The organism is Niallia circulans (assembly GCF_007273535.1).
Taxonomy (GTDB): Bacteria; Bacillota; Bacilli; order Bacillales; family Cytobacillaceae; genus Niallia; species Niallia circulans_B.
In genome coordinates this window covers 345189-367782 of sequence record NZ_RIBP01000001.1, presented here as the reverse complement: position 1 = coordinate 367782, position 22594 = coordinate 345189, and the positions used below count along the sequence as shown (strand labels likewise).

The 22594-nt window shown below is 34.3% G+C and carries 25 protein-coding genes and 16 tRNA genes; 7 read left to right on the top strand and 34 right to left on the bottom strand.

What is annotated here, in order from left to right; translation table 11 throughout:
• Positions 1-112: 112 nt before the first annotated feature.
• Together CEQ21_RS02765 and CEQ21_RS02760 are read left to right on the top strand one after the other, a co-directional pair.
• A complete protein-coding gene (locus tag CEQ21_RS02765) occupies positions 113-331 on the top strand; it encodes a hypothetical protein (protein WP_185763134.1) in 219 nt (72 codons plus the stop codon).
• 711 nt (positions 332-1042) lie between these two features.
• Positions 1043-2494 carry an alanine/glycine:cation symporter family protein gene (locus CEQ21_RS02760; protein WP_185763133.1) on the top strand — a complete coding sequence of 484 codons (1452 nt, stop codon included), beginning with the start codon at positions 1043-1045 and terminating at the stop codon, positions 2492-2494.
• A gap of 59 nt (positions 2495-2553) precedes the next feature.
• Here the strand turns inward: CEQ21_RS02760 and pdxT are convergent, their stop codons facing one another.
• Both pdxT and pdxS read right to left on the bottom strand, forming a co-directional pair.
• On the bottom strand, positions 2554-3141 hold the full coding sequence (gene pdxT / locus CEQ21_RS02755; protein WP_185763132.1) for a pyridoxal 5'-phosphate synthase glutaminase subunit PdxT: 588 nt from the start codon (positions 3139-3141) through the stop codon (positions 2554-2556).
• 8 nt (positions 3142-3149) lie between these two features.
• Positions 3150-4031: a pyridoxal 5'-phosphate synthase lyase subunit PdxS gene (gene pdxS, locus CEQ21_RS02750; protein WP_185763131.1), complete on the bottom strand. Its 882-nt coding sequence runs from the start codon at positions 4029-4031 to the stop codon at positions 3150-3152.
• A 149-nt stretch (positions 4032-4180) separates the two neighbouring features.
• On the opposite strand from pdxS, the gene CEQ21_RS02745 reads away from it, so the two are divergent.
• On the top strand, positions 4181-5602 hold the full coding sequence (locus CEQ21_RS02745; RefSeq protein WP_185763130.1) for a MocR-like pyridoxine biosynthesis transcription factor PdxR: 1422 nt from the start codon (positions 4181-4183) through the stop codon (positions 5600-5602).
• A gap of 113 nt (positions 5603-5715) precedes the next feature.
• Here CEQ21_RS02745 and CEQ21_RS02740 read toward each other — a convergent pair whose 3' ends face one another.
• The 19 genes from CEQ21_RS02740 to CEQ21_RS02650 all read right to left on the bottom strand — a co-directional run bounded on the left by CEQ21_RS02740 (position 5716) and on the right by CEQ21_RS02650 (position 9865).
• Positions 5716-6747, bottom strand: coding sequence for a glycosyl hydrolase family 18 protein (locus CEQ21_RS02740; RefSeq protein ID WP_185763129.1), 1032 nt, complete (start codon positions 6745-6747; stop codon positions 5716-5718).
• 518 nt (positions 6748-7265) lie between these two features.
• Positions 7266-7340 (bottom strand) — tRNA-Asn (locus CEQ21_RS02735).
• 26 nt (positions 7341-7366) lie between these two features.
• Positions 7367-7440, bottom strand: a tRNA-Ile gene (locus CEQ21_RS02730).
• 9 nt (positions 7441-7449) lie between these two features.
• A tRNA-Gly gene (locus CEQ21_RS02725) sits at positions 7450-7523 on the bottom strand.
• A 17-nt stretch (positions 7524-7540) separates the two neighbouring features.
• Positions 7541-7614, bottom strand: a tRNA-Trp gene (locus tag CEQ21_RS02720).
• 8 nt (positions 7615-7622) lie between these two features.
• Positions 7623-7699: transfer RNA gene (locus tag CEQ21_RS02715), tRNA-Asp, on the bottom strand.
• A 3-nt stretch (positions 7700-7702) separates the two neighbouring features.
• Positions 7703-7776: transfer RNA gene (locus CEQ21_RS02710), tRNA-Met, on the bottom strand.
• Positions 7777-7801: 25 nt separating this feature from the next.
• A tRNA-Ser gene (locus tag CEQ21_RS02705) sits at positions 7802-7894 on the bottom strand.
• A 4-nt stretch (positions 7895-7898) separates the two neighbouring features.
• A tRNA-Ala gene (locus tag CEQ21_RS02700) sits at positions 7899-7974 on the bottom strand.
• Between the two features lie 18 nt (positions 7975-7992).
• Positions 7993-8069 (bottom strand) — tRNA-Pro (locus CEQ21_RS02695).
• 6 nt (positions 8070-8075) lie between these two features.
• Positions 8076-8152 (bottom strand) — tRNA-Arg (locus CEQ21_RS02690).
• Between the two features lie 19 nt (positions 8153-8171).
• Positions 8172-8260 (bottom strand) — tRNA-Leu (locus CEQ21_RS02685).
• 13 nt (positions 8261-8273) lie between these two features.
• Positions 8274-8348 (bottom strand) — tRNA-Gly (locus CEQ21_RS02680).
• A gap of 17 nt (positions 8349-8365) precedes the next feature.
• Positions 8366-8441, bottom strand: a tRNA-Lys gene (locus CEQ21_RS02675).
• 14 nt (positions 8442-8455) lie between these two features.
• Positions 8456-8531: transfer RNA gene (locus tag CEQ21_RS02670), tRNA-Thr, on the bottom strand.
• A gap of 5 nt (positions 8532-8536) precedes the next feature.
• Positions 8537-8612 (bottom strand) — tRNA-Val (locus CEQ21_RS02665).
• Positions 8613-8619: 7 nt separating this feature from the next.
• Positions 8620-8694, bottom strand: a tRNA-Glu gene (locus CEQ21_RS02660).
• A 300-nt stretch (positions 8695-8994) separates the two neighbouring features.
• Positions 8995-9561, bottom strand: a complete 567-nt coding sequence (locus CEQ21_RS02655) for a DUF2812 domain-containing protein (RefSeq protein WP_185763128.1) — start codon at positions 9559-9561, stop codon at positions 8995-8997.
• Positions 9548-9865: a PadR family transcriptional regulator gene (locus CEQ21_RS02650; protein WP_185763127.1), complete on the bottom strand. Its 318-nt coding sequence runs from the start codon at positions 9863-9865 to the stop codon at positions 9548-9550. The genes CEQ21_RS02655 and CEQ21_RS02650 overlap by 14 nt, the downstream gene beginning before the upstream one ends.
• Positions 9866-10367: 502 nt before the next feature.
• On the opposite strand from CEQ21_RS02650, the gene CEQ21_RS02645 reads away from it, so the two are divergent.
• Positions 10368-10826 carry a hypothetical protein gene (locus tag CEQ21_RS02645; protein ID WP_185763126.1) on the top strand — a complete coding sequence of 153 codons (459 nt, stop codon included), beginning with the start codon at positions 10368-10370 and terminating at the stop codon, positions 10824-10826.
• A 2-nt stretch (positions 10827-10828) separates the two neighbouring features.
• Here CEQ21_RS02645 and CEQ21_RS02640 read toward each other — a convergent pair whose 3' ends face one another.
• The 3 genes from CEQ21_RS02640 to CEQ21_RS02630 all read right to left on the bottom strand — a co-directional run bounded on the left by CEQ21_RS02640 (position 10829) and on the right by CEQ21_RS02630 (position 12679).
• Complete coding sequence (locus CEQ21_RS02640) at positions 10829-11188, bottom strand: DUF4181 domain-containing protein (RefSeq protein ID WP_185764064.1); 360 nt, start codon at positions 11186-11188, stop codon at positions 10829-10831.
• Between the two features lie 72 nt (positions 11189-11260).
• Complete coding sequence (locus CEQ21_RS02635) at positions 11261-11530, bottom strand: hypothetical protein (protein WP_185763125.1); 270 nt, start codon at positions 11528-11530, stop codon at positions 11261-11263.
• A 351-nt stretch (positions 11531-11881) separates the two neighbouring features.
• Positions 11882-12679, bottom strand: a complete 798-nt coding sequence (locus tag CEQ21_RS02630; RefSeq protein ID WP_185763124.1) for a phosphotransferase — start codon at positions 12677-12679, stop codon at positions 11882-11884.
• Between the two features lie 703 nt (positions 12680-13382).
• Here CEQ21_RS02630 and CEQ21_RS02625 point away from each other — a divergent pair.
• Positions 13383-14618 (top strand): IS110 family RNA-guided transposase, encoded by a 1236-nt coding sequence (locus tag CEQ21_RS02625; protein ID WP_185763123.1) that lies wholly within the window; start codon positions 13383-13385, stop codon positions 14616-14618.
• A 218-nt stretch (positions 14619-14836) separates the two neighbouring features.
• Here the strand turns inward: CEQ21_RS02625 and CEQ21_RS02620 are convergent, their stop codons facing one another.
• From CEQ21_RS02620 to CEQ21_RS02605, 4 genes are all read right to left on the bottom strand, one after another.
• Positions 14837-15763, bottom strand: coding sequence for a stage II sporulation protein P (locus CEQ21_RS02620; protein ID WP_185763122.1), 927 nt, complete (start codon positions 15761-15763; stop codon positions 14837-14839).
• Positions 15738-16292, bottom strand: a complete 555-nt coding sequence (locus CEQ21_RS02615; RefSeq protein ID WP_185763121.1) for an RNA polymerase sigma factor — start codon at positions 16290-16292, stop codon at positions 15738-15740. The genes CEQ21_RS02620 and CEQ21_RS02615 overlap by 26 nt, the downstream gene beginning before the upstream one ends.
• A 358-nt stretch (positions 16293-16650) precedes the next feature.
• Entirely contained in the window at positions 16651-16794 is a 144-nt protein-coding gene (locus CEQ21_RS27040) for a hypothetical protein (protein WP_235907146.1), read from the bottom strand.
• 245 nt (positions 16795-17039) lie between these two features.
• Positions 17040-17249, bottom strand: coding sequence for a hypothetical protein (locus tag CEQ21_RS02605; RefSeq protein WP_185763120.1), 210 nt, complete (start codon positions 17247-17249; stop codon positions 17040-17042).
• Positions 17250-17496: 247 nt separating this feature from the next.
• On the opposite strand from CEQ21_RS02605, the gene CEQ21_RS02600 reads away from it, so the two are divergent.
• Positions 17497-17898, top strand: a complete 402-nt coding sequence (locus tag CEQ21_RS02600; RefSeq protein WP_185763119.1) for a hypothetical protein — start codon at positions 17497-17499, stop codon at positions 17896-17898.
• Between the two features lie 343 nt (positions 17899-18241).
• Here the strand turns inward: CEQ21_RS02600 and CEQ21_RS02595 are convergent, their stop codons facing one another.
• The 5 genes from CEQ21_RS02595 to CEQ21_RS02575 all read right to left on the bottom strand — a co-directional run bounded on the left by CEQ21_RS02595 (position 18242) and on the right by CEQ21_RS02575 (position 21409).
• Positions 18242-18496 (bottom strand): hypothetical protein, encoded by a 255-nt coding sequence (locus CEQ21_RS02595; protein WP_185763118.1) that lies wholly within the window; start codon positions 18494-18496, stop codon positions 18242-18244.
• A gap of 75 nt (positions 18497-18571) precedes the next feature.
• On the bottom strand, positions 18572-19057 hold the full coding sequence (locus CEQ21_RS02590; RefSeq protein WP_185763117.1) for a DUF4240 domain-containing protein: 486 nt from the start codon (positions 19055-19057) through the stop codon (positions 18572-18574).
• On the bottom strand, positions 19054-19458 hold the full coding sequence (locus CEQ21_RS02585; protein WP_185763116.1) for a hypothetical protein: 405 nt from the start codon (positions 19456-19458) through the stop codon (positions 19054-19056). Before CEQ21_RS02585 ends, CEQ21_RS02590 begins: the two co-directional genes overlap by 4 nt.
• A 174-nt stretch (positions 19459-19632) precedes the next feature.
• Positions 19633-20571 carry an SMI1/KNR4 family protein gene (locus CEQ21_RS02580; RefSeq protein WP_185763115.1) on the bottom strand — a complete coding sequence of 313 codons (939 nt, stop codon included), beginning with the start codon at positions 20569-20571 and terminating at the stop codon, positions 19633-19635.
• Positions 20572-20806: 235 nt separating this feature from the next.
• On the bottom strand, positions 20807-21409 hold the full coding sequence (locus tag CEQ21_RS02575; protein ID WP_185763114.1) for a DUF4304 domain-containing protein: 603 nt from the start codon (positions 21407-21409) through the stop codon (positions 20807-20809).
• Positions 21410-21625: 216 nt separating this feature from the next.
• Here CEQ21_RS02575 and CEQ21_RS02570 point away from each other — a divergent pair, with 216 nt between their 5' ends.
• Positions 21626-21940 (top strand): hypothetical protein, encoded by a 315-nt coding sequence (locus CEQ21_RS02570; RefSeq protein ID WP_185763113.1) that lies wholly within the window; start codon positions 21626-21628, stop codon positions 21938-21940.
• Positions 21941-22279: 339 nt separating this feature from the next.
• Here CEQ21_RS02570 and CEQ21_RS02565 read toward each other — a convergent pair whose 3' ends face one another.
• Entirely contained in the window at positions 22280-22426 is a 147-nt protein-coding gene (locus CEQ21_RS02565; RefSeq protein ID WP_164849727.1) for a hypothetical protein, read from the bottom strand.
• Positions 22427-22594 lie beyond the last annotated feature (168 nt).

Here is a 22594-nt window from a genome sequence, read left to right as displayed (position 1 = left end):
CTTCCCCAGACTTACCAAATATGTGAAATACACTTATATTAAATTCATTTAGTTGGTAATTTGTATAAATTACCGAAAATTTAGCTAACCTAGTACAGGTGGTGTTGCCTTAATGAAAATAAAAGTTTGTATTTCCCTTTCTTTATTTGGCTTGTTATTCCTAAGTTTATGGCATTTGGACCAAAGGGAAAAACGAGCATTTTCTCTCATCGAACATAATAAAGCAATGGAAGAAATAATCCCAATTAATAATGAGCTGGAAAAGGTTTTTCAAAACAAAATCGAAGCATTTCAACCTAGAGAATACGTTAGAGCATCGAAGGCTTTATAAATGAAAATAAAAAAAGCCTGTCATTAGGGCATAGTTATCCCCTAGTGACAGGCTCCTCCAAATTTTACTCACATTATCATTTAACTAATTGTTATCTGCACCATTTTAACGTAAAACTAAACTCCGTTCAAGTACAAATCTTTTTTACCCCTAATTTGTGAACTAAAACCTGCAATAGAAAACATAAAAAGGAACAATCTTAATATGAACCATATTTGTTCGGTTGTAATTCAGGTTTCACCTTCTTATGTCCCCTTCTCCTCATGATTAAATTTTTATGCTTATTCTGTTTTGTTCAGACCTTTTTCACCTGACGCTGCAGTTTTTTCTTATTTTAATGTCCAACCAGTATTCCGTAGAGCAAGATAATAATTAGTGTTTTTAGTGCTAATAAGCAGAAGTGAAAATAAACTACTGTCGCTATCCCTTTGCTGCGAATGTATGGAACATTAGAAATATTTTTCATTTCACAGAGCAAATACTGTCTGCAATCTTCCAATACCATACAATAGTAGGTTGTTTATCCTTTTTTACTATTAAAGATCTTCCTATCATTCATTTTTTCTATCATTTCTTTATTGTTCTTTACAAAAAGAGAATAAAAAGTTCTTAACTTTAGCAATAGGGCAATAATTTTTATTGTTTTATATCATTTTGTGAAATATAATATAATTCAGAATTTTAAAAATTATATACAGAGGGGTGTAGAATATGGAAGAAATAGTAACCTTTTTGAATGGGATATTATGGAGTACTCCAGTCATTTATATTGTATTAATAGTCGGACTTGTTTTTACATTTATATCTAAATTCCTACAAATCAGACATGTGAAGGAAATGATCGTCCTAATGTTCCAAGGGAAAAGTTCAGATGCTGGTGTCTCCTCCTTTCAAGCACTTTCGATCGCGTTATCTGGAAGAGTCGGGACAGGTAACATTGCTGGAGTTGCTACGGCAATTGCATTCGGTGGACCTGGCGCAGTATTCTGGATGTGGTTTATGGCCTTTATTGGAGCTTCCACCGCATTTATCGAATCAACACTTGCACAAATTTATAAAGTAAAACACGAGGGCCAATATAGAGGGGGACCTGCCTACTATATTGAAAAGGGAATTGGCTCTAAGTGGTTTGCCTTTCTCTTTGCAGGAGCAGCAATCATTTCTATGGCAATACTAATGCCTGGGGTTCAGTCAAACTCAATCGCAGCAGGTATGAAAAACGCCTTTAATCTGCCAACATATATCACAGGAATTTTGGTAGTCTTGTTGCTTGGGTTTATCATTTTTGGCGGTGTCAAACGGATAGCAAATGTAGCACAAGTAGTCGTTCCAATCATGGCGCTAGGGTATATCCTATTATCCATCATCATTGTTGTACTTAACATTCAAGAGCTGCCAAGTGTTTTTGCACTAATCTTTAAAAGTGCTTTTAATTTGGAAGCTACATTTGGCGGAATGATGGGAATGGCAATTGCATGGGGTGTTAAACGGGGTATTTACTCGAATGAAGCAGGACAGGGAACTGGACCACATCCTTCTGCAGCTGCAGAAGTGTCTCATCCTGTCAAACAAGGGCTTGTACAGGCATTCTCTGTTTATATCGACACATTACTTGTATGCTCGGCTACTGCATTTATGATTTTGTTTACAGGAATGTATAATACAGAATCACCAAATGGAACAATGATTGTCAATAATGTGGAAGGCGTTGAGCCAGGTCCAGGGTTTACCCAAGCTGCAATTGACAGCATCATCCCGGGGTTTGGCTCCGGGTTTGTAGCAATCGCTCTATTCTTATTCGCTTTCACGACAATCATGGCCTACTATTATATTGCAGAAACAAACCTGACTTATCTGCTTCGCAATAAAAATAATCGTTTATTTTCTGACTTGCTGAAACTGGTTATACTGGCTACTACCTTTTATGGGACTGTAAAAACAGCGAGTCTTGCTTGGGCTCTTGGAGATGTTGGGTTAGGTTTAATGGTATGGCTTAACATGATTGCTATCGTTATACTTGCTAAACCAGCCATCATCGCACTCAAAGATTATGAAAGACAGAAAAAACAAGGTTTAGACCCTGTTTTTAATCCTGAACCTCTAGGCATTAAAAATGCCGATTTTTGGGTTAAGAAGGATAAAAAGAACGATAAAGCTGTTTGAGGTAAACCACCCGTTGGTACGGGTGGTTTCTTTATGTAAAACTGATCGTTTTAGCTTTTTTAATGAACTTTCGCTATTTTAACCATATTTATAAAATACTCAGTAAACCGTGTTTCGTCTGTTAATTCTGGATGAAAAGAACATCCCAAGAATTGCCCATCTTTCGCTACAACAATCCGACCGTTATGTTTTGCCAATATTTCTACATCTTCCCCTGCACTTACGATATGTGGTGCACGAATAAATACAGCTGGGAATTGTTCAGCTATACCGACTATGTCAATAGTAGCTTCAAAGCTCTCTTTCTGTCTTCCAAATGAATTACGTTCAACATGAATATCCATAACACCAATATGCGGCTCTTTATATCCTTCAATAGACTTTGCAAGGAGAATCAAACCTGCACACGTTCCAAACATTGGTTTACCTGATGCTGCAAATTCTCTAAGGGACTCCATAAATTCATATTTATCTATAAGCCGTCTTATTGTAGTGCTTTCTCCACCAGGAATAATTAACCCATCCACCTCAAGCAATTGTTCCTTGTTCTTCACAACCACAGCTTCTGCTCCACATGCTTCTAAGGCACGAATATGTTCTCTAACAGCACCTTGTAATCCAAGCACACCAACTTTAACAGCAGACATATTTCCACTTACCATCCGCGTTCTTGCATGCGTTGATCTGGAGTTAAACTAGCGATTTCAATCCCTTTCATTGCACTACCTAAATTCTTGGATATTTCAGCAATGAGTTGATAGTCTTGGTAATGAGTCGTTGCTTCCACAATTGCCTTTGCAAATTTAGCCGGATTATCTGATTTAAAAATACCTGAACCAACAAAAACTCCATCTGCACCGAGTTGCATCATTAATGCTGCATCTGCTGGTGTTGCTACACCGCCGGCTGCAAAGTTAACTACTGGCAAGCGTCCTAGTTTTTTAATTTCTAATAACAGCTCATAAGAAGCGCCAAGTAACTTCGCCTCTGTCATTAGTTCATCTTCCTCCATATGTACAATTTTACGAACTTGAGCATTTACCTTTCTTATATGACGAACCGCCTCGACAATATTACCTGTACCCGGCTCTCCTTTTGTACGAAGCATAGAAGCACCTTCTCCGATACGTCTTGCAGCTTCCCCTAAATCTCGACAGCCACAAACAAAAGGCACTGTATATTCATTTTTATTAAGATGATATTCTTCATCTGCAGGAGTTAAAACTTCACTTTCATCGATAAAATCAACACCCATCGCTTCAAGCACTCTTGCTTCCACAATATGACCAATACGTGCTTTCGCCATAACAGGAATCGTAACTGCATTCATTACTTCTTCGACAATAGTTGGGTCAGCCATTCTCGCTACTCCACCTGCTGCACGAATGTCAGACGGCACTCTTTCAAGGGCCATTACCGCGACTGCTCCTGCCTCTTCAGCAATTTTTGCTTGCTCTGCGTTAATAACGTCCATAATAACGCCGCCTTTTTGCATTTCAGCCATCCCACGTTTCACTCTGTCAGTACCAGTTTTCATCCTAAGTGCCTCCTATTGTTATTTATGTACTTATTAACCTTTTGTTTTGCTGTTTTGCATTGTAAACTAATTATAGTTATAAATCTGGAACCTTTAAAAGAGCCAGATTTTAAAATTATTTAGGTACCAGTGCGATGGAGGTCAGAAATTTGTTCGAAATAACGCCGATTTTAGATTCAAAAAAAGCAGATCCCGTTTATACGCAACTTTATCGTTATCTTAAAAATGAAATACAATCAGATACTATTCCACCACATAGTAAACTACCTTCTCAAAGGAAATTAGCAGCGCATTTAAACCTAAGCAGAAACACTGTTAATGCCGCCTATCAGCAGCTTCTGGCTGAAGGGTATATAAGAAGTGAAGAAAGAAAAGGTTTATTTGTGGAAGATATTAAGCATGAACTATATTTAGACAAAAACAAAAGTGCAATAAATGCTGACACCCTGCATAACAACTGTTATAAGGCAGAAAACGAATCACCAGAGATTTTTTATGATTTTAAATATGGAGAAATAGACTTAAAACATTTTCCATTTAAATTATGGAGTCAATTAACAATGAAAAGTATTTTTGCTGAGCAAGGACAGCTTTTATTATATGGCGACCCACAAGGAGATCTGGATCTTCGCAAGCAAATAACAAAATACCTTTTTGAATCAAGGGGCGTTAAGTGTTCAGAACAACAAATTATTATCGGAGCAGGCACTCAATATCTTATGAGTATGCTTTGTAAAATAATCGGCAAAGAATATACTTATGGAATTGAAGACCCTGGATACAATAGAGTCCGCATTGTTTTAAAAGAATATGGTAAAGCTGTCCAACCTATTCCTCTTGATAATTATGGAGTCGATATAAAGGCATTAACCTCAAGTGAGGTAAGAGCTGTTTTTGTCACACCTGCCCATCAATTTCCCCTTGGAATTGTTATGCCACTCCAAAGAAGATTAGAATTAATTCAATGGGCAAAGGATACAGACGGCTTTATTATTGAGGATGATTACGACAGTGAATTCAGGTATGAAGGAAAACCGATTCCTGCCCTGCAAAGCCTTGATCAATATGAAAAAGTTATCTATATGGGGACATTTGCTAAATCATTGATTCCATCATTGGATTTTAGTTATATGGTGCTCCCGAAACCTTTGTTAGCTAAATACCATAAAAAATATATTGGTTATAAACAAACTGTATCAAGACAGCATCAATATACGTTAAAGCTGTTTATGGAAAACGAACAATGGTCAAGGCACTTAAATAAAGTAAGAAATGTCTATAAAAAAAGACATACCGCCTTAATTGCCTCAATTAAAACAAGCATGGACAATCAAGTCAGAATAATGGGATCAGGGGCCGGATTACATATAGTGCTTGAGCCACGAAATAACATGTCTGAACAACAACTCATTGAAGCAGCTAAACAAAATGGCGTTTTAGTGTATCCTGTCAGCACCTTCTTTGAACAGCTACCAACTCAAAAACATCCTCAGGTTTTATTAGGATTTGCTGGACTTGATGAGAAAAGGATTCAAGAGGGAGTTAAGCTGCTTGCTAAAGCATGGTTTTAAGCAGCAATTATTATCAAGCTGCTAATGAGATTTTCCACTAAGGATAAAATAAAAAATGCTTTCCATAAATTTAATGGAAAGCATTTTTTGCTATAGTAATAAAATATTATCACTTATTTTACACCCTTCTGAATTGCTCCCCAAAAGGCTTTAGTTTCATTGCCGAGTGCATAAACACTGACACCACCGAGCTTATACTTTTTTACTAGTTTTGTTTTCTTTTCAATTGCTGTTTCATTTTCATACCAAACAACATGCTCTTGCTTGTTTTTATCCCTATAATTGAACATTACAGATTCTGTCTTTTTATTATAGGTCGGCTTTATTTTATCATTCTTTGTTAACGTCTGTATTTCGTCCCACTGCACAATTCTATTCTTGCTAGCATCCGTCAAATTCCAGTCATAACCATAAGCCGGTATCCCCATTAACACCTTGCTCGCTTTTATATTGTTGATGGAATAAGATAATGTATTTTCAAGCCACTTCATACTAACTAAAGAACCAGGACTTCCCCATGACCCATGTTCATCGTAAGTCATAACCTGTATATAATCAGCATAGTTACCGATTTTTTCATAATCATACGGCCAAGTCCATGCATTATCTTTATCATCATTAGTTTTTGCAGGTACTGATACCATTAATTTTATTTGGTTATCATGCAAAACAGCGGATATGTCCTTTATCAAGCTTGATAAAGGTATGCGATCTTCTGGATAAACTGCTTCTAAATCTATATTAACACCTGTATAGCCATTCTCTTCTGCAACCTTCGCTACTTGTTTAATAAAGCGGTTTTTAACTAATTTATCTGTCATCACTTGATGTGCTAAGTCGGCATCAAAATCTTGTTCCCCAAAGTTGGAAATAACCGCATATGTGTTTATGTTTTTCTTTTTTGCATATGAAAGTTGTTCTTTCGGTGCTTCCCCAATCAGATAACCATCTTCATCAAAAGAAAATGTATCTGTAGCAATTGTATTAAAATATTTGTTAAAGGCAGTTAATGACTTATCAGAATCACCGCTTCCTAATGTGTATCCAAGTATCATTGGCTTATCAGCTTTAGCAGTGGTATCGCCATAGTTTATTGCAAATAAAACACATAGAGAAAATGATATTACTATAATGAATTTTTGCAACGTTAGACTCCTTCGTGATATATTAATCGCTATTAAACTTAAATATGCAGCTTAGATGAAGCTAATCTCAAGCGATGAAATAGGTTAAATTTATATTATTAATCTTTTACTTTAGCTACCTTTATGTCAAATAACCTCATTTACAGGAAGCTTTCAATTACAACAGCTGCACTAAGTGTTTACTGTAACTAGAGGAATAGGAATAGGAATAGAAATACTATTAATTTAATTTCTTCTTTCATGTGGATAGCTACTGACAAATCTATATTTTGGACGCAGACAGTTGGGAATGAATAGATGAAGGAGATGAATATCTTATGGAGACATATCAATAAAAAAAAGACTGATCTTAGCATATGATAACTCAACACTATACCTGCTTAATACTTGATAAATAACTACAATCACCTCTTCCTAAGTTGATGATGTTCGTTACATATTACCTTCTAAAAGCCGAGGTGTTATCAAATTTCGCTAAAGTTGACTGAATATTCAGCTTTTTAATCAGAATAAAAAAATGGCTCCGCAGGTAGGACTCGAACCTACGACCGATCGGTTAACAGCCGATTGCTCTACCACTGAGCTACTGCGGAACAAAAAAAGTATGTATTATAAAGGATGGGCCTAAATGGACTCGAACCATCGACCTCACGCTTATCAGGCGTGCGCTCTAACCAGCTGAGCTATAGGCCCATATTATTTTGGAGCGGGTGATGAGAATCGAACTCACGACATCAGCTTGGAAGGCTGAGGTTTTACCATTAAACTACACCCGCATTGAAGATTATATTATTGGCAGGAGTAGTAGGAATTGAACCCACACCGGAGGTTTTGGAGACCTCTGTTCTACCTTTAAACTATACTCCTATAATAAATGGCGGTCCGGACGGGACTCGAACCCGCGACCTCCTGCGTGACAGGCAGGCATTCTAACCAGCTGAACTACCGGACCAGATTGCGGGGACAGGATTTGAACCTGCGACCTTCGGGTTATGAGCCCGACGAGCTACCAGACTGCTCCACCCCGCGATAATAATATTCATATTAAGTTATATGGAGGAGGAAAGGGGATTCGAACCCCTGCGCGGTATGACCCGCCTGTCGGTTTTCAAGACCGATCCCTTCAGCCGGACTTGGGTATTCCTCCAAATTGGTGGAGCCTAGCGGGATCGAACCGCTGACCTCCTGCGTGCAAGGCAGGCGCTCTCCCAGCTGAGCTAAGGCCCCAATTTTTACAAGTATTAATGGTCGGGAAGACAGGATTCGAACCTGCGACCCCTTGGTCCCAAACCAAGTGCTCTACCAAGCTGAGCTACTTCCCGTTTATTTGGCGCGCCCGAAAGGAGTCGAACCCATAACCTTCTGATCCGTAGTCAGACGCTCTATCCAATTGAGCTACGGGCGCTAAATAATTGAAAAAACAATGGTGCCGAGGACCGGAATCGAACCGGTACGGTAGTCACCTACCGCAGGATTTTAAGTCCTGTGCGTCTGCCAGTTCCGCCACCCCGGCATTGTTTTTATATTGGAGCGGAAGACGGGGTTCGAACCCGCGACCCCCACCTTGGCAAGGTGATGTTCTACCACTGAACTACTTCCGCTCGTGTATGAAATTAAATGGTGAGTCATGCAGGATTCGAACCTGCGACCCTCTGATTAAAAGTCAGATGCTCTACCAACTGAGCTAATGACTCATCTTTTAGAAAGATGGTGCCGACGAGAGGACTTGAACCCCCAACCTACTGATTACAAGTCAGTTGCTCTACCAATTGAGCTACATCGGCATATATGGTGGAGGATGACGGGATCGAACCGCCGACCCTCTGCTTGTAAGGCAGATGCTCTCCCAGCTGAGCTAATCCTCCGATATATTGGTGACCCATACGGGATTCGAACCCGTGTTACCGCCGTGAAAGGGCGGTGTCTTAACCGCTTGACCAATGGGCCTTTATGTAATTAATACTGTAGTATCTTTGCAGCTATTTTTTCAGCTGTTTTAGCGACAAGATTTATTATATATAAAATACACTTATTTCGTCAACAACTTTTTTATATTTTATTCGTTTTTTTCTTAAAAAAAGTTTTGCGAGTGGCTGTACCTCCAAGTGGATTAGGCATTTCATCGGTGATTTTGCCACTGTTTCATTAAGAAAAACACGATACTTCTCAATCCCTAAAATGTATTTGTAATTCAAAAAGATTCTTTTTTATAAAAAGAGCCGACTGTTGTAGATACATGATTATTAATTATTCTTTTAATATGGAATACTTGCGGTAAGCCTTATAGTAACTGCTAGCGAAGAAAACAACCATTATGGCAGGAAGCGACCTCAAAAGGGCAAATGGAGTTTCGAACAATAACGCTTTCCAAAATAATGCCCCATTCATATCCCAAAGACCTTCGGTTAAATACAAACCGGAATCTTTGTAAAGCATATAAGAAATAAACAATAACATTAAACCTAAACCAGATGAATACCCCATCAACCGTTTATAATAATTTCGCTTTGATTGGCGATCTGAAAAGATTTCATTTTGATTATCATCTTCTTTTTGCCAATATTTAATTCCACCAAGCCCTGAACCATTTATATAATTCCATCCGAAGTCTTCATAGATCCCTTTGTATTCTTTAAACTTATTCTTTGATAAATAATCTTGATAATCCAGTCGCATCACATATCTCTTGTCGGTTTTTTCAAAAGTATAAATCCCTAATCCACTAATATTTGTACATCGATAGCCTTTTTGTAATTGCCTGTTCAGCCATTGCTCCTCTTTCTCCATATCAAAAAAGACCTTAAATTTCTTCATTCGATCCACTTCCTTCGTACAAGGATAAAATATGCAATAACCTATTTTGTTCCAATTGCAGTATAGAGCTTCCTTCCGCAGTTATAAGATAAACTTTTCTACGTCCCTCCTCTCCAACCGGTTCAATCCATCCATGCTTATTCAAATTTTCTATTGCACCATATAATGTGCCCGCAGCCAATATAACCGTACCTTTACTCATTATTTCTATCTTCTGCATTACAGCATAGCCGTGAAGCGGCTCACGAAGAGCTAATAAGATATAATGCATGGTTTCAGACAATGGTAATAATTTATGTTTCATATTTAAAACCTCTATTCAACTCAACTGTATAGTTCAACTTAACAAAATTTTAATACAGTTCAACTGAATAGTCAATAACATTCTCAAAATTCACAAAAGGAACTTGAAAGCAAAAAGTGTAATAGACAAACCAATAAAAAAAAAGTCGCAATCCCTCATATAAGAGGAAGCGACTTTTTATTGGACCATTTCAGCGGTAAAACAATTAAAAATATAAGTTGTTAAGTTTACATTTAACAAAGCTAATAGATTTTTAATTAAGGATAAACTCTTTTATGTTATTTCCACTAAGCCCCTGTCAAGTGTATTACTTAACAAAATTGTTTTTACCATCCTTTAAATAATATTAATATTTCAGGTACACTAACGAATAAACAATTAAACTGTTAAATAGTTATATAAGTAGCGGAGGGAAAAGTATACACAGCCAACACCAAGTTATTCAGCAACCAAGAGGAAAGCGTGTGATAAAGATAGATATGAATCATAAGGAGTGGGAAATATGCACATTGAGAGTCTAAAAATATGGCAGCCTCAAACAAACCTCAACTCTGATCATCCTGCAAATATTCTTTTTAGGGGTATAAATAAACATGATGACTATTTCAAAATAATACTGGAAGATTATGACGACAATATTACCGAAATTATCTATAACCAATTAAATGGACCTATGGAATACTATGTTTGGTCCTTTAGATATACAACAGAGATAGGAAGATTTGGCATTTATAACTTAGAGGTTGATGAATCAGGTTTGATAGAAAATGGAAAAGCGTATTTTTTTAAAATGGAAAACTCCGAATACATTAATTGGTTCGACAATCAAAATCCCCTATTCAATAGCACATCACATCCAAAATTAGAGCATCATGTTTATATTACTCGTGATGAAGTAATTGAAGTATTATCTGATTATGATCCTTTAGTAAGTGGATACACACTCTTTTCAAATAATTAAGTTTAGCCAAGTAATCGTATAAAATAATCGAGATTATAAAGAAAAAGGATGCCCAATACTAATAAAATCAGAGTAGTAAGATACTGTTTGGAATTTTTCAGATATTTCCATTCCATCATAGACTGGAAACCCAATAAGGCAGTCAAATAAAATATCCAATACCATTTAATAAAAGTGGTTTCACTTATGGTATAAAATGAGTAGATTGGAATAGTACATAAAAAGAGCATTAAAATAATCCTTCTTCCCCATTGATCTACCTTTTTACCAGAAGTCTCCGAAACCTGTTTCTTTTTTACACCGAATAATTTATTTATTCCTTTTTCTAATAAGAAGATTAAACAGTATAAAGCTATTAACATTATTAAAATAGTAAACAACAAAGAACCCACTTAGATCACCCTTTTTATAATGTGAAAGACAATATGCTTTTGTCACAGTTTCTCATCCACTATTATCTTTACTAAATCAGCCTGGAATTTTTTTAATTTTCCAGAGTCATTTATGATACTTTCTATATCATTTTCCCCTATAAAATGTCGTAAAGAATTATTCATTTGTATTAACGTACCATAACGAAAAAGTAAATTACTGTACCATTCTTCTTTTCGAAGCAACTTGAATTTCGTGTTAATTTTTTTATTATCCACTGATGGTACCGCTAAAATTACTCCTTCAAATAAACCGCCAATCATTTCTAACATATTTATGCCACCCTTAAAGTTTGTTCTAATATTGTATACGTTTATATACATTGCAAGTTTCACATTTTACAAATTTAACCACTATTAGTTAACATCCTTCAACTTAGAAATTTTGTTTTTGTACATGACTTCGCTCGGTGAAAAAGGTAAACCTCAAGGGGCATTGTGGACTAATTATGGCTATATAGAATGATTCTTTTACTCAACTAAGTCCTCGATAGCTTAATTTTAAAGATTCACAATATATAATACTTTTAACAGTTCATTTATAAAAGAAAATCAAGCTCAATAAATACGCTAAGGGATTGCTCATGCAATCCCTTAATAAACTAATTCCATTTTCACTTAATTTTAAATCCACTCTTTTCCATGCTTGTTAATAAATCGAATATCCTTTTGATAGTGCTCAAGATGCCCTTCATCCAGCATCTTTTGAAAAGCAACATCTCCTTCTCCAGCTCTTTTAATCATATATTTACATAATCCTTCAACTCGTAAAATTACCATATCTAGAAAGTCTTTTTCCAAGGTTTGCATACCATAGCATTCAAAGAAAAACTTAACTCTTTGTTTTATACGACCAGAATCTTTAGATGCATTATAATGTACTTCCTCACCCTTCTCGGTATGCCAAAGTCTGCTTAAAGGAACACAGGTGTAAAGCGTATAAGCTATATCCCAAAGTCTTGGGCCGGGAGCTGCCACATCAAAATCAATAATTCCAACTGGTTTTTCATCATAAAAAATTATATTGTACACTGCAAAGTCATTATGGCATATAACTTCTGTTTTGTCGGGAGTATTATCCATTGGTTTCCATTCATTTAGTAAAGAGAAATCACTTACAGCATCATGATAAAGACGAAGCATATTCGCTATATCCTTTAATACATCATCAGACCACATATATTTTTTCAGAGGATAATTACCCGCTTCCCCTTCAATATACGTCAATATCTCTCTATTCTTTTCATCTATCCCTAAGAACCTTGGAGCATAACCAAAACCCTTGTTTTCAAGATGCACTAATAACTTATGAATTTTATCACTACCAGGCTTTAAATCTCGTCGAACTGTATTTCCAAAGCGATTTACTTCCGAAATATTACCACCCGTTAACACTTCTTCCTTTTCGTACTCATTTGTCATAATAATCCCTCCACAAATAAGGACTTCCATCATAGTGTCATTAGAGATGTATTTTTTACCCATAATAAAAACAGATATAAAAGTATCTGTCTTGGTAATGGGAATTTAATTATCCACACCATATGAATTCCTTGAATGATTACTGGTAGACAAATAAACATATCCTTACTTAATAGGAAGGAATCACATTTGTCTTTATCCAATTAACAAATCACTTCAAAGTTTTCCACATGAGTAATATAGATTCCCCTTTCATAACATCTCTAATGTTTATTTTATAAAAAATACCCATCGTTAGAAAGGGTTTTCAAAATATTGTGCATTTTATTTATAAAGTAAAAATATATACAAAGTAATTTGTCACTATAAGGTTTATTTTTCAGTTAATAAAAGCGTAATTTATACTAAATAATATATTATATTGGCATGTCTTGTTTAACTAAAGCCCCCGATCGTATTATAAGGTCAGCCAGAAAATATTTCTGGTTGACCATTTTTTATATCGAGATATGATTACGGTAGCCGGGGTAGAACGGAGGCCCCCGTGGGACTTGATCCCGTCAACTAAACAGTTCGCCCCCTACTTATAGAAACATGTTTGAGGCTGGTTGGGACAATGATCTCGTATAACAAGCGAAGCTATGACACTATAAGAAGGATTAGGGGTTACCGGCAAATATGCAAGTATAGGAGGAGATTTAGTATGAATCCAGTCGTAGGTCTGGATGTTTCAAAAGGAGAAAGTGAGGTACAAGGGTTCTTAGAAAAAGGAAAACCTTATGGTAAAAATTTTAGTATTAAGCATGATTTAGAAGGATTAGGGAAGTTACTAGATTTTCTTAAAGAAATTAAGGAGTTAACCGGTCAACAACCTCCGGTTGTATTAGAATCTACAGGACATTATCATAAACCAGTTGTTCAGTATTTAGATGAGCGTCACTATTTATTAATTATTGTTAATCCACTAATTTCTCATAAGGCAAAAAGCTCTAGCTTACGTAAAGTAAAAACAGATGCAGTTGATGCCTATCGTCTATGTGAACTTTTCTATAAAGAAGAATTAGAACCTTATAAAAAGCGAGGAATTAGACTCTTAAATCTACGTAATCTCACAAGGCAGCACTCAAATATAACCGATATGTATGTACAAACAAAGTTACAATTCCAAGCAGTTCTAGATCAAGTATTTCCTGAATATAGGGGAGTCTTTGGTGACTTATATTCTCTAGTTTCTTTAATTATTCTTAAAGAGTATCCTTCATCAGAAGATATCTTAATAACTAGTGAAGATGTTTTATCCACTAGATTAAAAGAATTGTATAAGAATGGATCTAAGAAATGGATTGTTGAAAAAGTCCAACTTCTTAAAGCTGCGGCAGCTCGTAATCCATTTCAAAAGAACTTATACCATAGCCATCTATTAAGCGTGGATATGTATATTAACATGCTTCTTCAATACAAAGAGCATCTATCAAAGTTGGAAGCAGAGATAGACACTCTCGCAAAAGATATTGAAGAATATAATATAATCCAATCTATTCCTGGCATTGGAGAGAAAATCGCCGCCACGATTATTTCCGAAATTGGTGAAATAGATCGGTTCGATAATCTAAAACAACTTGTTGCATTTGCAGGTATAGATCCCGAGGTGTTTGAATCCGGAAAGTTTAAAGCGACCCTAGTTCGAATTACTAAACGTGGCTCAAGCAGATTAAGACATGCCCTATACATGGCCGTGAGATCTGGAATACGAGACTCACGTAAAAAGAAAACTACTGATGAAATAATCCCTAGAAACAAGAGATTAAGAGAATTTTATGATAAGAAACGTAGTGAAGGTAAGCTTTTTAAAGTAGCTGTAATTGCTTGTGCAAATAAACTTTTACAATGGATATTTGCCCTATTAAAGAACAGAACCACTTTCCAAGATATAGCATAGTAACCAAACCCATCAAGACTATGAAAAACCTTCCAAACTGAGGATACAGGAAGGTTATTTGGCATACTTATTTTTAGTATACCATGATAGATTTTGAGTTTTTATTGAAAAATGTTGACAAACTATTAGCTGGTTTTGTTTAAGTGTAATGATTCACAAAGTTTATTTAAACATAAAAAAATAACTGCCAAAAGGCAGTAAATTAAAAAGAAATTCTTTTATTCTGCCGTCAATAATATTTCAATAACCTCAGCCATTGCTTCAACTGTATTGTATTCTTCTTCTAATGAATTTTCTATCCCACCTACTTCAATAATAACGGACTGTTTTAATAAATCTTGGTTATAATCGCTTGCCATCTCTTGAGATTTATCAAATACGCCCCGAGAAAGTCCAGGATATAATTCTTGCACTTTTTTATGAAACTTTCTTGCAAATTCCATATTCGCCTCATATTTATCATCTTCCTGATTTACAACGAATACAAGCTTCGAATAACTTTTACCGTTTATTTCTGTTGTGGTGTTTCTACCTAGTGCTGTATCTCTGTGAATGTCAAAAACCATTTGTATATTTTTATATCTAGTTAAAGATTCTACCAATTTGTCTCTAGATACTGTATAAGCATCTGCTCTAGACAACCCACGTTGTTCAACTAATTCCATATTATTGGTTGTATCAACAATATTATTAATATTCCTCTTTTTCAGAGCCTTGCTTAGTCTTTCTCCAACTAATGTAATGTTAATGTTTTGGTCGTAGCTATTTTCCTGCTCAAAATGTCCGTTTGGATTCAATGATTTCAATGCGGGGATAAAGGATTCATCATTATGAGTATGATAAATATAAACAAGTGGTTCTTTACTGTAATTAGAAAATAAAGATAGATTACTCTCCTTGTTGTTAGGGGTATGAGTAGATAAGTTTAATGATGGTTCCTCACTTTTTGTGGCTATATAAGTGAAAACAAACATACAAGTAAACAGAGCACTTACTGAAATAATCCAACGACTGTATGTCTTCCTTCTTCTTAGCTTTCTTGCTTTTTCTCTTAATAGATTTTCTGTTTCTAAAACAAATTCTTTCCTTGGATTAAGTAAAGATGCTTCCTTAATTAAATTAGTTAACTCCCTGTCCTCTTGCATTACTTAACACCTCCATTGATAATGGATTTAATATTTTTTTTAGTTCTTTTAATGCTCTGTGATAATTAACCTTAACCTTTGATTCACTACAATGTAGAATTTCAGCAGTTTCCTTTATTGAGCATTCATTAATTGCTCTGAGTATTACAACTGACCTAAAATGAGGTTTTAATTTAGCAATACCAGCATGTATACCTTTTTTAAATTCATCTAACTCTAAAAGGTCTATTGGCTGATTGTCACTGGATACAACATTCCTTAAGATCTTTTCATTAAACAATTCTAACCAATGTTTTTTTCGATAATGATCAATTGCTACATGTTTTGCAATAGAAAGTATCCAAGATTTTAAGTGATGAATCTTATTTGTATCCGCAAGATTTTTGAGTACACGAATGAAGACTTCTTGTGTTAAATCTTCTGTATCATTGTGATTCCCTGTAAAATAAACTAGATATCGGTATACGTCTAAATAATAAAGATTATAAATTTCTACTATTTTATCTTCCGTATTGTCATTATTAAACACAATCTCCCCCCTTTTTTATACATATATAAATCGTTTGAACGTAGTTAAAAGTTACAATTATTTTCAAATTTTTTCTTCTCATATAAAAAAACAAAACAACTACCATAAATGTAACTGTTTCTAGGGGTGAAAAACTATTTTATTATCTTAACATATTCAATTAATTTAGGGTCCAATGAAATAAAATGTGGCATCCAACAGTCCGACTTTTCAGTGCCAATTTCATGATTATTTTTACAAACTCTGTTAATTCCGTCTAAACCATCGTTTCCACAGCAGCCATTAAGTCTGCTTGAATCAGAATGATATTTAGAGTTGATTAAATCATTCAAGTTCATAATAATTAGACCCTTACTATTTATATCTTGTTCACCATTTCCAATAAAAAAGAATCCTTCTGGTATGTAATCCGCCCATCCGTATTATTTATTGCTGTTAAATTTTCCAATTCCGTTATTTCTTTAGAAATCACAACTTTACATTTCTGACAAATCAATTTCATTTCAGATTGCTCCCTCGAAAATCCATTATAAGTAATAATAATAATTTTCTAATGATTTTTCTACAACTAACCAAGGACATGACAAAACTTACTAGGTAAATAATATGTCCTACAGGTTGATTTGTAAAAAAGTACACTTAAAGAAAACTGCCCTGTTTGTAACACAAGTAGGTTTCTCTTCAATTCTTACAGGAATGCTGCCCAGCAATAGGAAATTTTTCTTTTGTTACAGAATATAATCTGTACTATCTGCGCTTGTCCTCGTTTATAACGATACTATAAGAAATATTGAGTTTATCCCAAACCCAATCCTTAAAAGTTCTATCTATTTCTACTTTTAGTGCTTCATCATCCAAATTCTCATCAATACCTAATTCTCTAAAATTAAATGTTTCTGACGCCTCTGTACCTTCAAATTTTGTACTACTGAATGAAAAAGTGATTGTCTTTTCCAATTGCTTCATCTCCCTAATAAAACCTTTTTTAAACCTTTTTTTATTTGTCTTAATCTCAGTTTACAGTATTCCTCCTTATTTCACTAAACTGCCATTATTGTTCCATAAACGTAAGTCCTTCCCTTTTTATAGCAAGCTTCCCTTCTTTTTAAATCATTCCTTTCAAGTTTATTCTTTATTAAGTATATTTTTAAAGGTTTTACTCACCATAATATTAATAAATTTAGCTTAAATGGAGGATTCTTTTATGAAAAAAATACTTTTAGCTTTCACAGTATTTTTATTAACTTTTATCTTTTCCAGTAACGTTTTTGCAACGCAAGCATCTAAAAATAATGCGTATTTAGAAGAAACTTTATTAGCTCATTATTCACCACTCTTTTTAGAAATTACTAAAGGGCAACCTTATTACTGCGAAAAGATAATTAGCTTAACTAGAATTAAAGACAACAGCAATCAGCATAGAATAACAGTACAACTGATCACATTTAACGGTCCCCATAATCCTCCATATGATTTATTTATAGTAGATTTTATTGACGGTCCTTCCATAGGTTCTAATAATTACCCTTATAAAGCAAAAATAATAAAAATTGATTCAAAAATGAATATATCTATTGATGAAGCAAAAAAGTCATGTGGTAAATAAAAAGTGTGTAATTTCCATTAAGGTGTAACGTATTTGTAACCTACAGAACGAGTTTCAAATCCTTTTGCTCTGTCCTTATTTTCGTACGTGCTATCATTTAGAGAACATGTTGTGCAGAACCCATACCAAACATCAATCCATCCACTTAAAAAATTGCGTGCTGTATCACCCAAATCTACATTCAACAGTAAAGGTTCTCCAACAACTCTAGTCCTATTGACTTTGTTAATGTGAAATCTTTCACTTAAACTATCCTGCCATTTTAGTACCACAAGAAATCCTCAGTAACCATTAAGTTATGCCACTCATAATACAAATAAAATGCCAATTATAATAATTGGCATCAAGAATTTTCTTCCGTGTAATGTTTGTACAATTTTAATTGTTCCTCACTAAGACTTTTCCTCTGTTCAGGATCTCTATTTTTTTCAATAAAAGCACTTAACTTTTGTTTTCTTGATGCAGCATATTCAAGAAAGTGTTCTTCACAATACCAATTCATTTCTGTCCTCTTCCAATTCTTTAAGGGACGGCTACCCCTTAATTGACAATGATTCACTTCGCATTTTTTATTAAGAAAATGTTTATCTATATTCACGTATACTCCCCCCTCATCACAGATGCCTATGCATATCGCTATAAGGCAGCCGTTATTATGTTTACTAGAGCTATTTTAAGACCACCCATTTTTATTAGAGAAGGTTTCATAGTCATAAGTAGCATTAATAATAAATTCCTTACCTTTCTTTTCTTCATATGCTGCACTTGTTACATCTAATAGCTCTTCAAGAAACTCATTCTTCGGCATTAATTTAGGATTATCTAATATTTCATTATATATTTTTTCTCCTCTGCTAACAGCAGCGCACCTCGCATAAAGGAATAAATCTACGGAGAAAGTATTTGGTTTCTCTTCCCGAAAGGAATGGTCACCAAAATAACATGCATGGTCTTTTGTATCAAGAAGATATAATTTAAAAGATAGTGTTTCTTCGAATAATTTGATTTCTTTCACCTTAAGTTTTGCCAATTCTGTTATTAGGAGTTGGATTCCTTCCTTTATCTGCTTTGTACCATTAATCAAAGACACAAGTGTCCAAAAATCCGAATCATTCATAAGCTTCACTTCTTTATGTTTTTTAATATTTTCATCCATCATTTCTTTTTTTCCAGCTCTTCTATCTCCTTTTCAAGTGCTTCTCTATCGTGAATATATCTCCATTCATCGAAAACATCATGCCCTACAAAACTCCATGATTCACTGAAAGTACTAGATCTCCATTTTCTCTCTATATCAGTTAAAGGAATATTCCCTATAAAAATAAACCCTTTTGGAAATTCTCCATTTACCCATTTAATCGCAGGTAAATTATTATAAAAAAACCTATTATTTCTTAATGTTTCCTGTAAAAGTGGATTTGTAATTTCGGGTATACTAGTGTCTATATATGGGGTTGTCTTAACTAATGTATCTTTACCACTGATATTAATAATCTTAATTGCTGCAAAGAATTTATTTGGAAGTGGTACTGCATATATATCGCCTAATGTTAATTTCATATAGCTCCTTCTCTCGTTATTATTAAAAGCCCCAAATCATTAACAAATTCGTCATGTAAACTGCGGATATTATGGGACCAATCAAAAAAGCTGCCTAAGCAGCCAAATAATATTTTCTCCCCCTTTATATTTGAACAAGAAAAAGTATTTTTAATCCGTTTGTGCAGAGTGATATTAACCCTCATTATCTCCAAATTCAATCTTCACACCAACAACCTCTTTAGAAAGGTTATATTTTACTTTCACCTCGTACATTCCGTCACCATATCCAGACATTGAAACCGCACCACTAGGAACAACTCCTCCTTGTGCATCAGAAGCAACCATATCACAACATGCAACATAATATTTTAATCCAACTTCGTCTATCTCTATGTCATTAATATTTTTCACTTCATAATTGATGGCATCATCGTTACCGAATACTGCAAGATCAAATATTCCAGCTTGTGCCGAGTCAACACCAATTGGTTTATCACATTCATGCCATTTTCCACTTGATATCTTTTCTCCATAAAATACAAGGAGGCTTTCAACGACTTCTTCATCATTGTAATTAATACTTGCTGTCCATTTCCCATTTTTCACATTAGAAAGTATGATTTGAAGGTCTTCTTCATCCTCCAGATAACAGGGATCGGTTACAATTAACTTTCCACTTTCTACTGTAAAAGTACCAACTGTTTTAGGCTTATTACTTACTTTCGGTACATACCAATCAATAAATTCGGTTAAAGTTGATGCTTTACAATCACTTAATCCAGTTTTATCACTCCAAATAAAGATTAGTTCCTGCATAAATCTCTTTCTAATACGGTAGCAAAGTTTATCACCATTGATATTTTCCCCTATACAAACTATATCACTTGGCATATTTGTCGGTCTGTTCTCTCGATTATGTTTTACAATATCAATTGGTAGTACTGATTGATCCTTAGTTTGGATAGGGAACAAAGTCCAATCACCAAATTTTGCGCCATTTGTTTCTAAAAAGAATTCTTTGTATTCCTCTGGAAACATAGCACCAATTTCTTTTTCTGCTTTTTTCAATTCAAGTAACGACACACCTGCCACTTTCGAACTTTGATTAACCATGTTTATTACTTTCTTCATTTCTTCCTCCATGATGCTTCCGGATAAATAACTATGAGTAATTTCGATTAATATTAGTAAAATCCTCTATTGAATCAATAAATATAGTTTTTTCTTATTAAACTAACCTGCCATTTTAGTAACAAAAGCAAAAACGAGGATTAATCCTTATGGATCAATCCCCTCCTATTGCAAGAAGAAGCTAGTAAGATTTTTAACCATATTGACAATAAAGCTCTTTTACATGAGAATCCAATCACTCTATTGATAAATTTAGTTGATCAGCCACTTCTCTAATATATGGTTTATAACTAGCTTCGTTGTATGCCTTAATAATTCTTTCTTGTGCTTCCTTATTATATCCATATACTTGATACAAAATAGTTAGTTCTAGATCGCTACCATAAGAGTCTTGTGATTCTTCTCTTTTCATCTCTTGCATGACGTCTTCAATTGTTTGGAATTTCTCAAAGTATGGAAAAACCAAACTTTCTATATCAATGCTTACTTCCTGTTTAATTTTCTCTAAGTCACTTGATAAGTTAATTTTATACCAGTAATCCTGTTCATTTTTCAGTTTAGAAATTCGGTGTCTAAGAACCGAATTAATTTCTGTTGGAAATTTGGGTGGTTCCTCTCTAAAACCTATTCCAAATATTTTATCAGTAAAAATACCAGTATTAATAGTAAACTCCACTTCTTCCTTTGTATTCCACTTCGATGATTGGATATTTACAGTCCATGCAAAGTCAGAGAATGTCTTTGCAAAATTATTTCCTTTCTTTTTAAAACCATTTTCCTTAAATAAAGGAGCAATTTCATCTTTTATAAGTTGTTTAAATACTACCTGCATAATCATCTCTATTTCTCCATTCCGTTTACCCTAGATGAGTTATATTCTCCTTCTTTTAATATAATTCCTTCATACCCTTATTACACTAACCTCCCTAAATAACAGGTTTAAAATAGAGGAGATTTTATTTATGGTAAATATTTAACTAAAAATAGAAAGCTATGATAGGATAAATTTATAGATATTAATTTCATATTATTCAACAAATGGGGGATTATGGATATGTATGGTTGGCTAAATCTTGCAAGCCTCGTGCTTGGATTAATCGCTTTGATACTTCCTATTGTTAATCTAACACGAGAGAAAAAACAAGAAAATAAAAATTGGGTTGCTCTATCAATAATAAGTATCAGTGCTTGCAGTATTTCGTTATGTTTTCAGATCTTTTATACTTATCATAAGGTAACAGTTGAAGATTGGGGAGCCCTTATGGACACGATGTATGCCGTGGCGTTCGCTTCAGCAGCTCTTCTCTTGGTGACTCTCATATTAAATGCAATTACTTTGAATGTATATCTGGGCAGAACAGCAAAATAGAGTGGCAATACATTAGCAATTACGATTTTTATGTTAAATTGATAAAGCATTGGTGCTAAAACCGATGCTTTTTTGGATATAAAATTTTTGTGACCTTTAATACTTTTCTATTGTTCCCTAAAAGAAAAACCGTTACTTACTTTGAGAGTCTTTATTTTATTATGTGAAATAGTGTACTTAAACAAAACTGCCTTGTTTCTTCTATAAGCGATTTTTTCATTTATTACAGGAATGCTGCCCTGTTTGGAACATTAAAAAAACTGCCGATCGGCAGCCGACTTCTGTTTATTTGGGATTTGAAGAATATATCTTACACTATCCAATCTCAATTATTCCTAATTAAAAAAAGACATTATACAAAATAATAATTATAATTATTCCAATAACAATAAAACCACCTATAGTTGGACTTCCATATAATGCTCTATTCCAACCGTCATCAGTATCTATTTTACTTTTTTCTTTATCTTCATTATCATTCTTCATAAAATCCTCCTCCCTTAAATACAATTTTATGCATTTTCCTAAATTTTAGTTTACTAAAATATACTACAAGAAGGATTAAGAATAACGATAGTAAAATAACTGTAGATCCTTTTCAAAATAAAAACAGGAATGTTTATATTGCTGCAAGCATAAACATCAATTTCATCA

Coding starts and splice junctions, on each gene's coding strand:
- CEQ21_RS02640 (WP_185764064.1), bottom strand. CDS start 11,188: ATGTTAATAGCTTTATACTGTTTAATCTTCTTATTAGAAAAAGGAATA.
- CEQ21_RS02580 (WP_185763115.1), bottom strand. CDS start 20,571: ATGAAGAAAGTAATAAACATGGTTAATCAAAGTTCGAAAGTGGCAGGT.
- CEQ21_RS02635 (WP_185763125.1), bottom strand. CDS start 11,530: ATGTTAGAAATGATTGGCGGTTTATTTGAAGGAGTAATTTTAGCGGTA.
- CEQ21_RS02575 (WP_185763114.1), bottom strand. CDS start 21,409: ATGATTATGCAGGTAGTATTTAAACAACTTATAAAAGATGAAATTGCT.
- CEQ21_RS02565 (WP_164849727.1), bottom strand. CDS start 22,426: ATGAAGAATGATAATGAAGATAAAGAAAAAAGTAAAATAGATACTGAT.
- CEQ21_RS27040 (WP_235907146.1), bottom strand. CDS start 16,794: ATGAAATTGATTTGTCAGAAATGTAAAGTTGTGATTTCTAAAGAAATA.
- CEQ21_RS02765 (WP_185763134.1), top strand. CDS start 113: ATGAAAATAAAAGTTTGTATTTCCCTTTCTTTATTTGGCTTGTTATTC.
- pdxT (WP_185763132.1), bottom strand. CDS start 3,141: ATGTCTGCTGTTAAAGTTGGTGTGCTTGGATTACAAGGTGCTGTTAGA.
- CEQ21_RS02655 (WP_185763128.1), bottom strand. CDS start 9,561: ATGAAGAAATTTAAGGTCTTTTTTGATATGGAGAAAGAGGAGCAATGG.
- CEQ21_RS02760 (WP_185763133.1), top strand. CDS start 1,043: ATGGAAGAAATAGTAACCTTTTTGAATGGGATATTATGGAGTACTCCA.
- CEQ21_RS02570 (WP_185763113.1), top strand. CDS start 21,626: ATGTATGGTTGGCTAAATCTTGCAAGCCTCGTGCTTGGATTAATCGCT.
- CEQ21_RS02590 (WP_185763117.1), bottom strand. CDS start 19,057: ATGATGGATGAAAATATTAAAAAACATAAAGAAGTGAAGCTTATGAAT.
- CEQ21_RS02625 (WP_185763123.1), top strand. CDS start 13,383: ATGAATCCAGTCGTAGGTCTGGATGTTTCAAAAGGAGAAAGTGAGGTA.
- CEQ21_RS02645 (WP_185763126.1), top strand. CDS start 10,368: ATGCACATTGAGAGTCTAAAAATATGGCAGCCTCAAACAAACCTCAAC.
- CEQ21_RS02650 (WP_185763127.1), bottom strand. CDS start 9,865: ATGAAACATAAATTATTACCATTGTCTGAAACCATGCATTATATCTTA.
- CEQ21_RS02630 (WP_185763124.1), bottom strand. CDS start 12,679: ATGACAAATGAGTACGAAAAGGAAGAAGTGTTAACGGGTGGTAATATT.
- CEQ21_RS02620 (WP_185763122.1), bottom strand. CDS start 15,763: ATGCAAGAGGACAGGGAGTTAACTAATTTAATTAAGGAAGCATCTTTA.
- pdxS (WP_185763131.1), bottom strand. CDS start 4,031: ATGAAAACTGGTACTGACAGAGTGAAACGTGGGATGGCTGAAATGCAA.
- CEQ21_RS02585 (WP_185763116.1), bottom strand. CDS start 19,458: ATGAAATTAACATTAGGCGATATATATGCAGTACCACTTCCAAATAAA.
- CEQ21_RS02600 (WP_185763119.1), top strand. CDS start 17,497: ATGAAAAAAATACTTTTAGCTTTCACAGTATTTTTATTAACTTTTATC.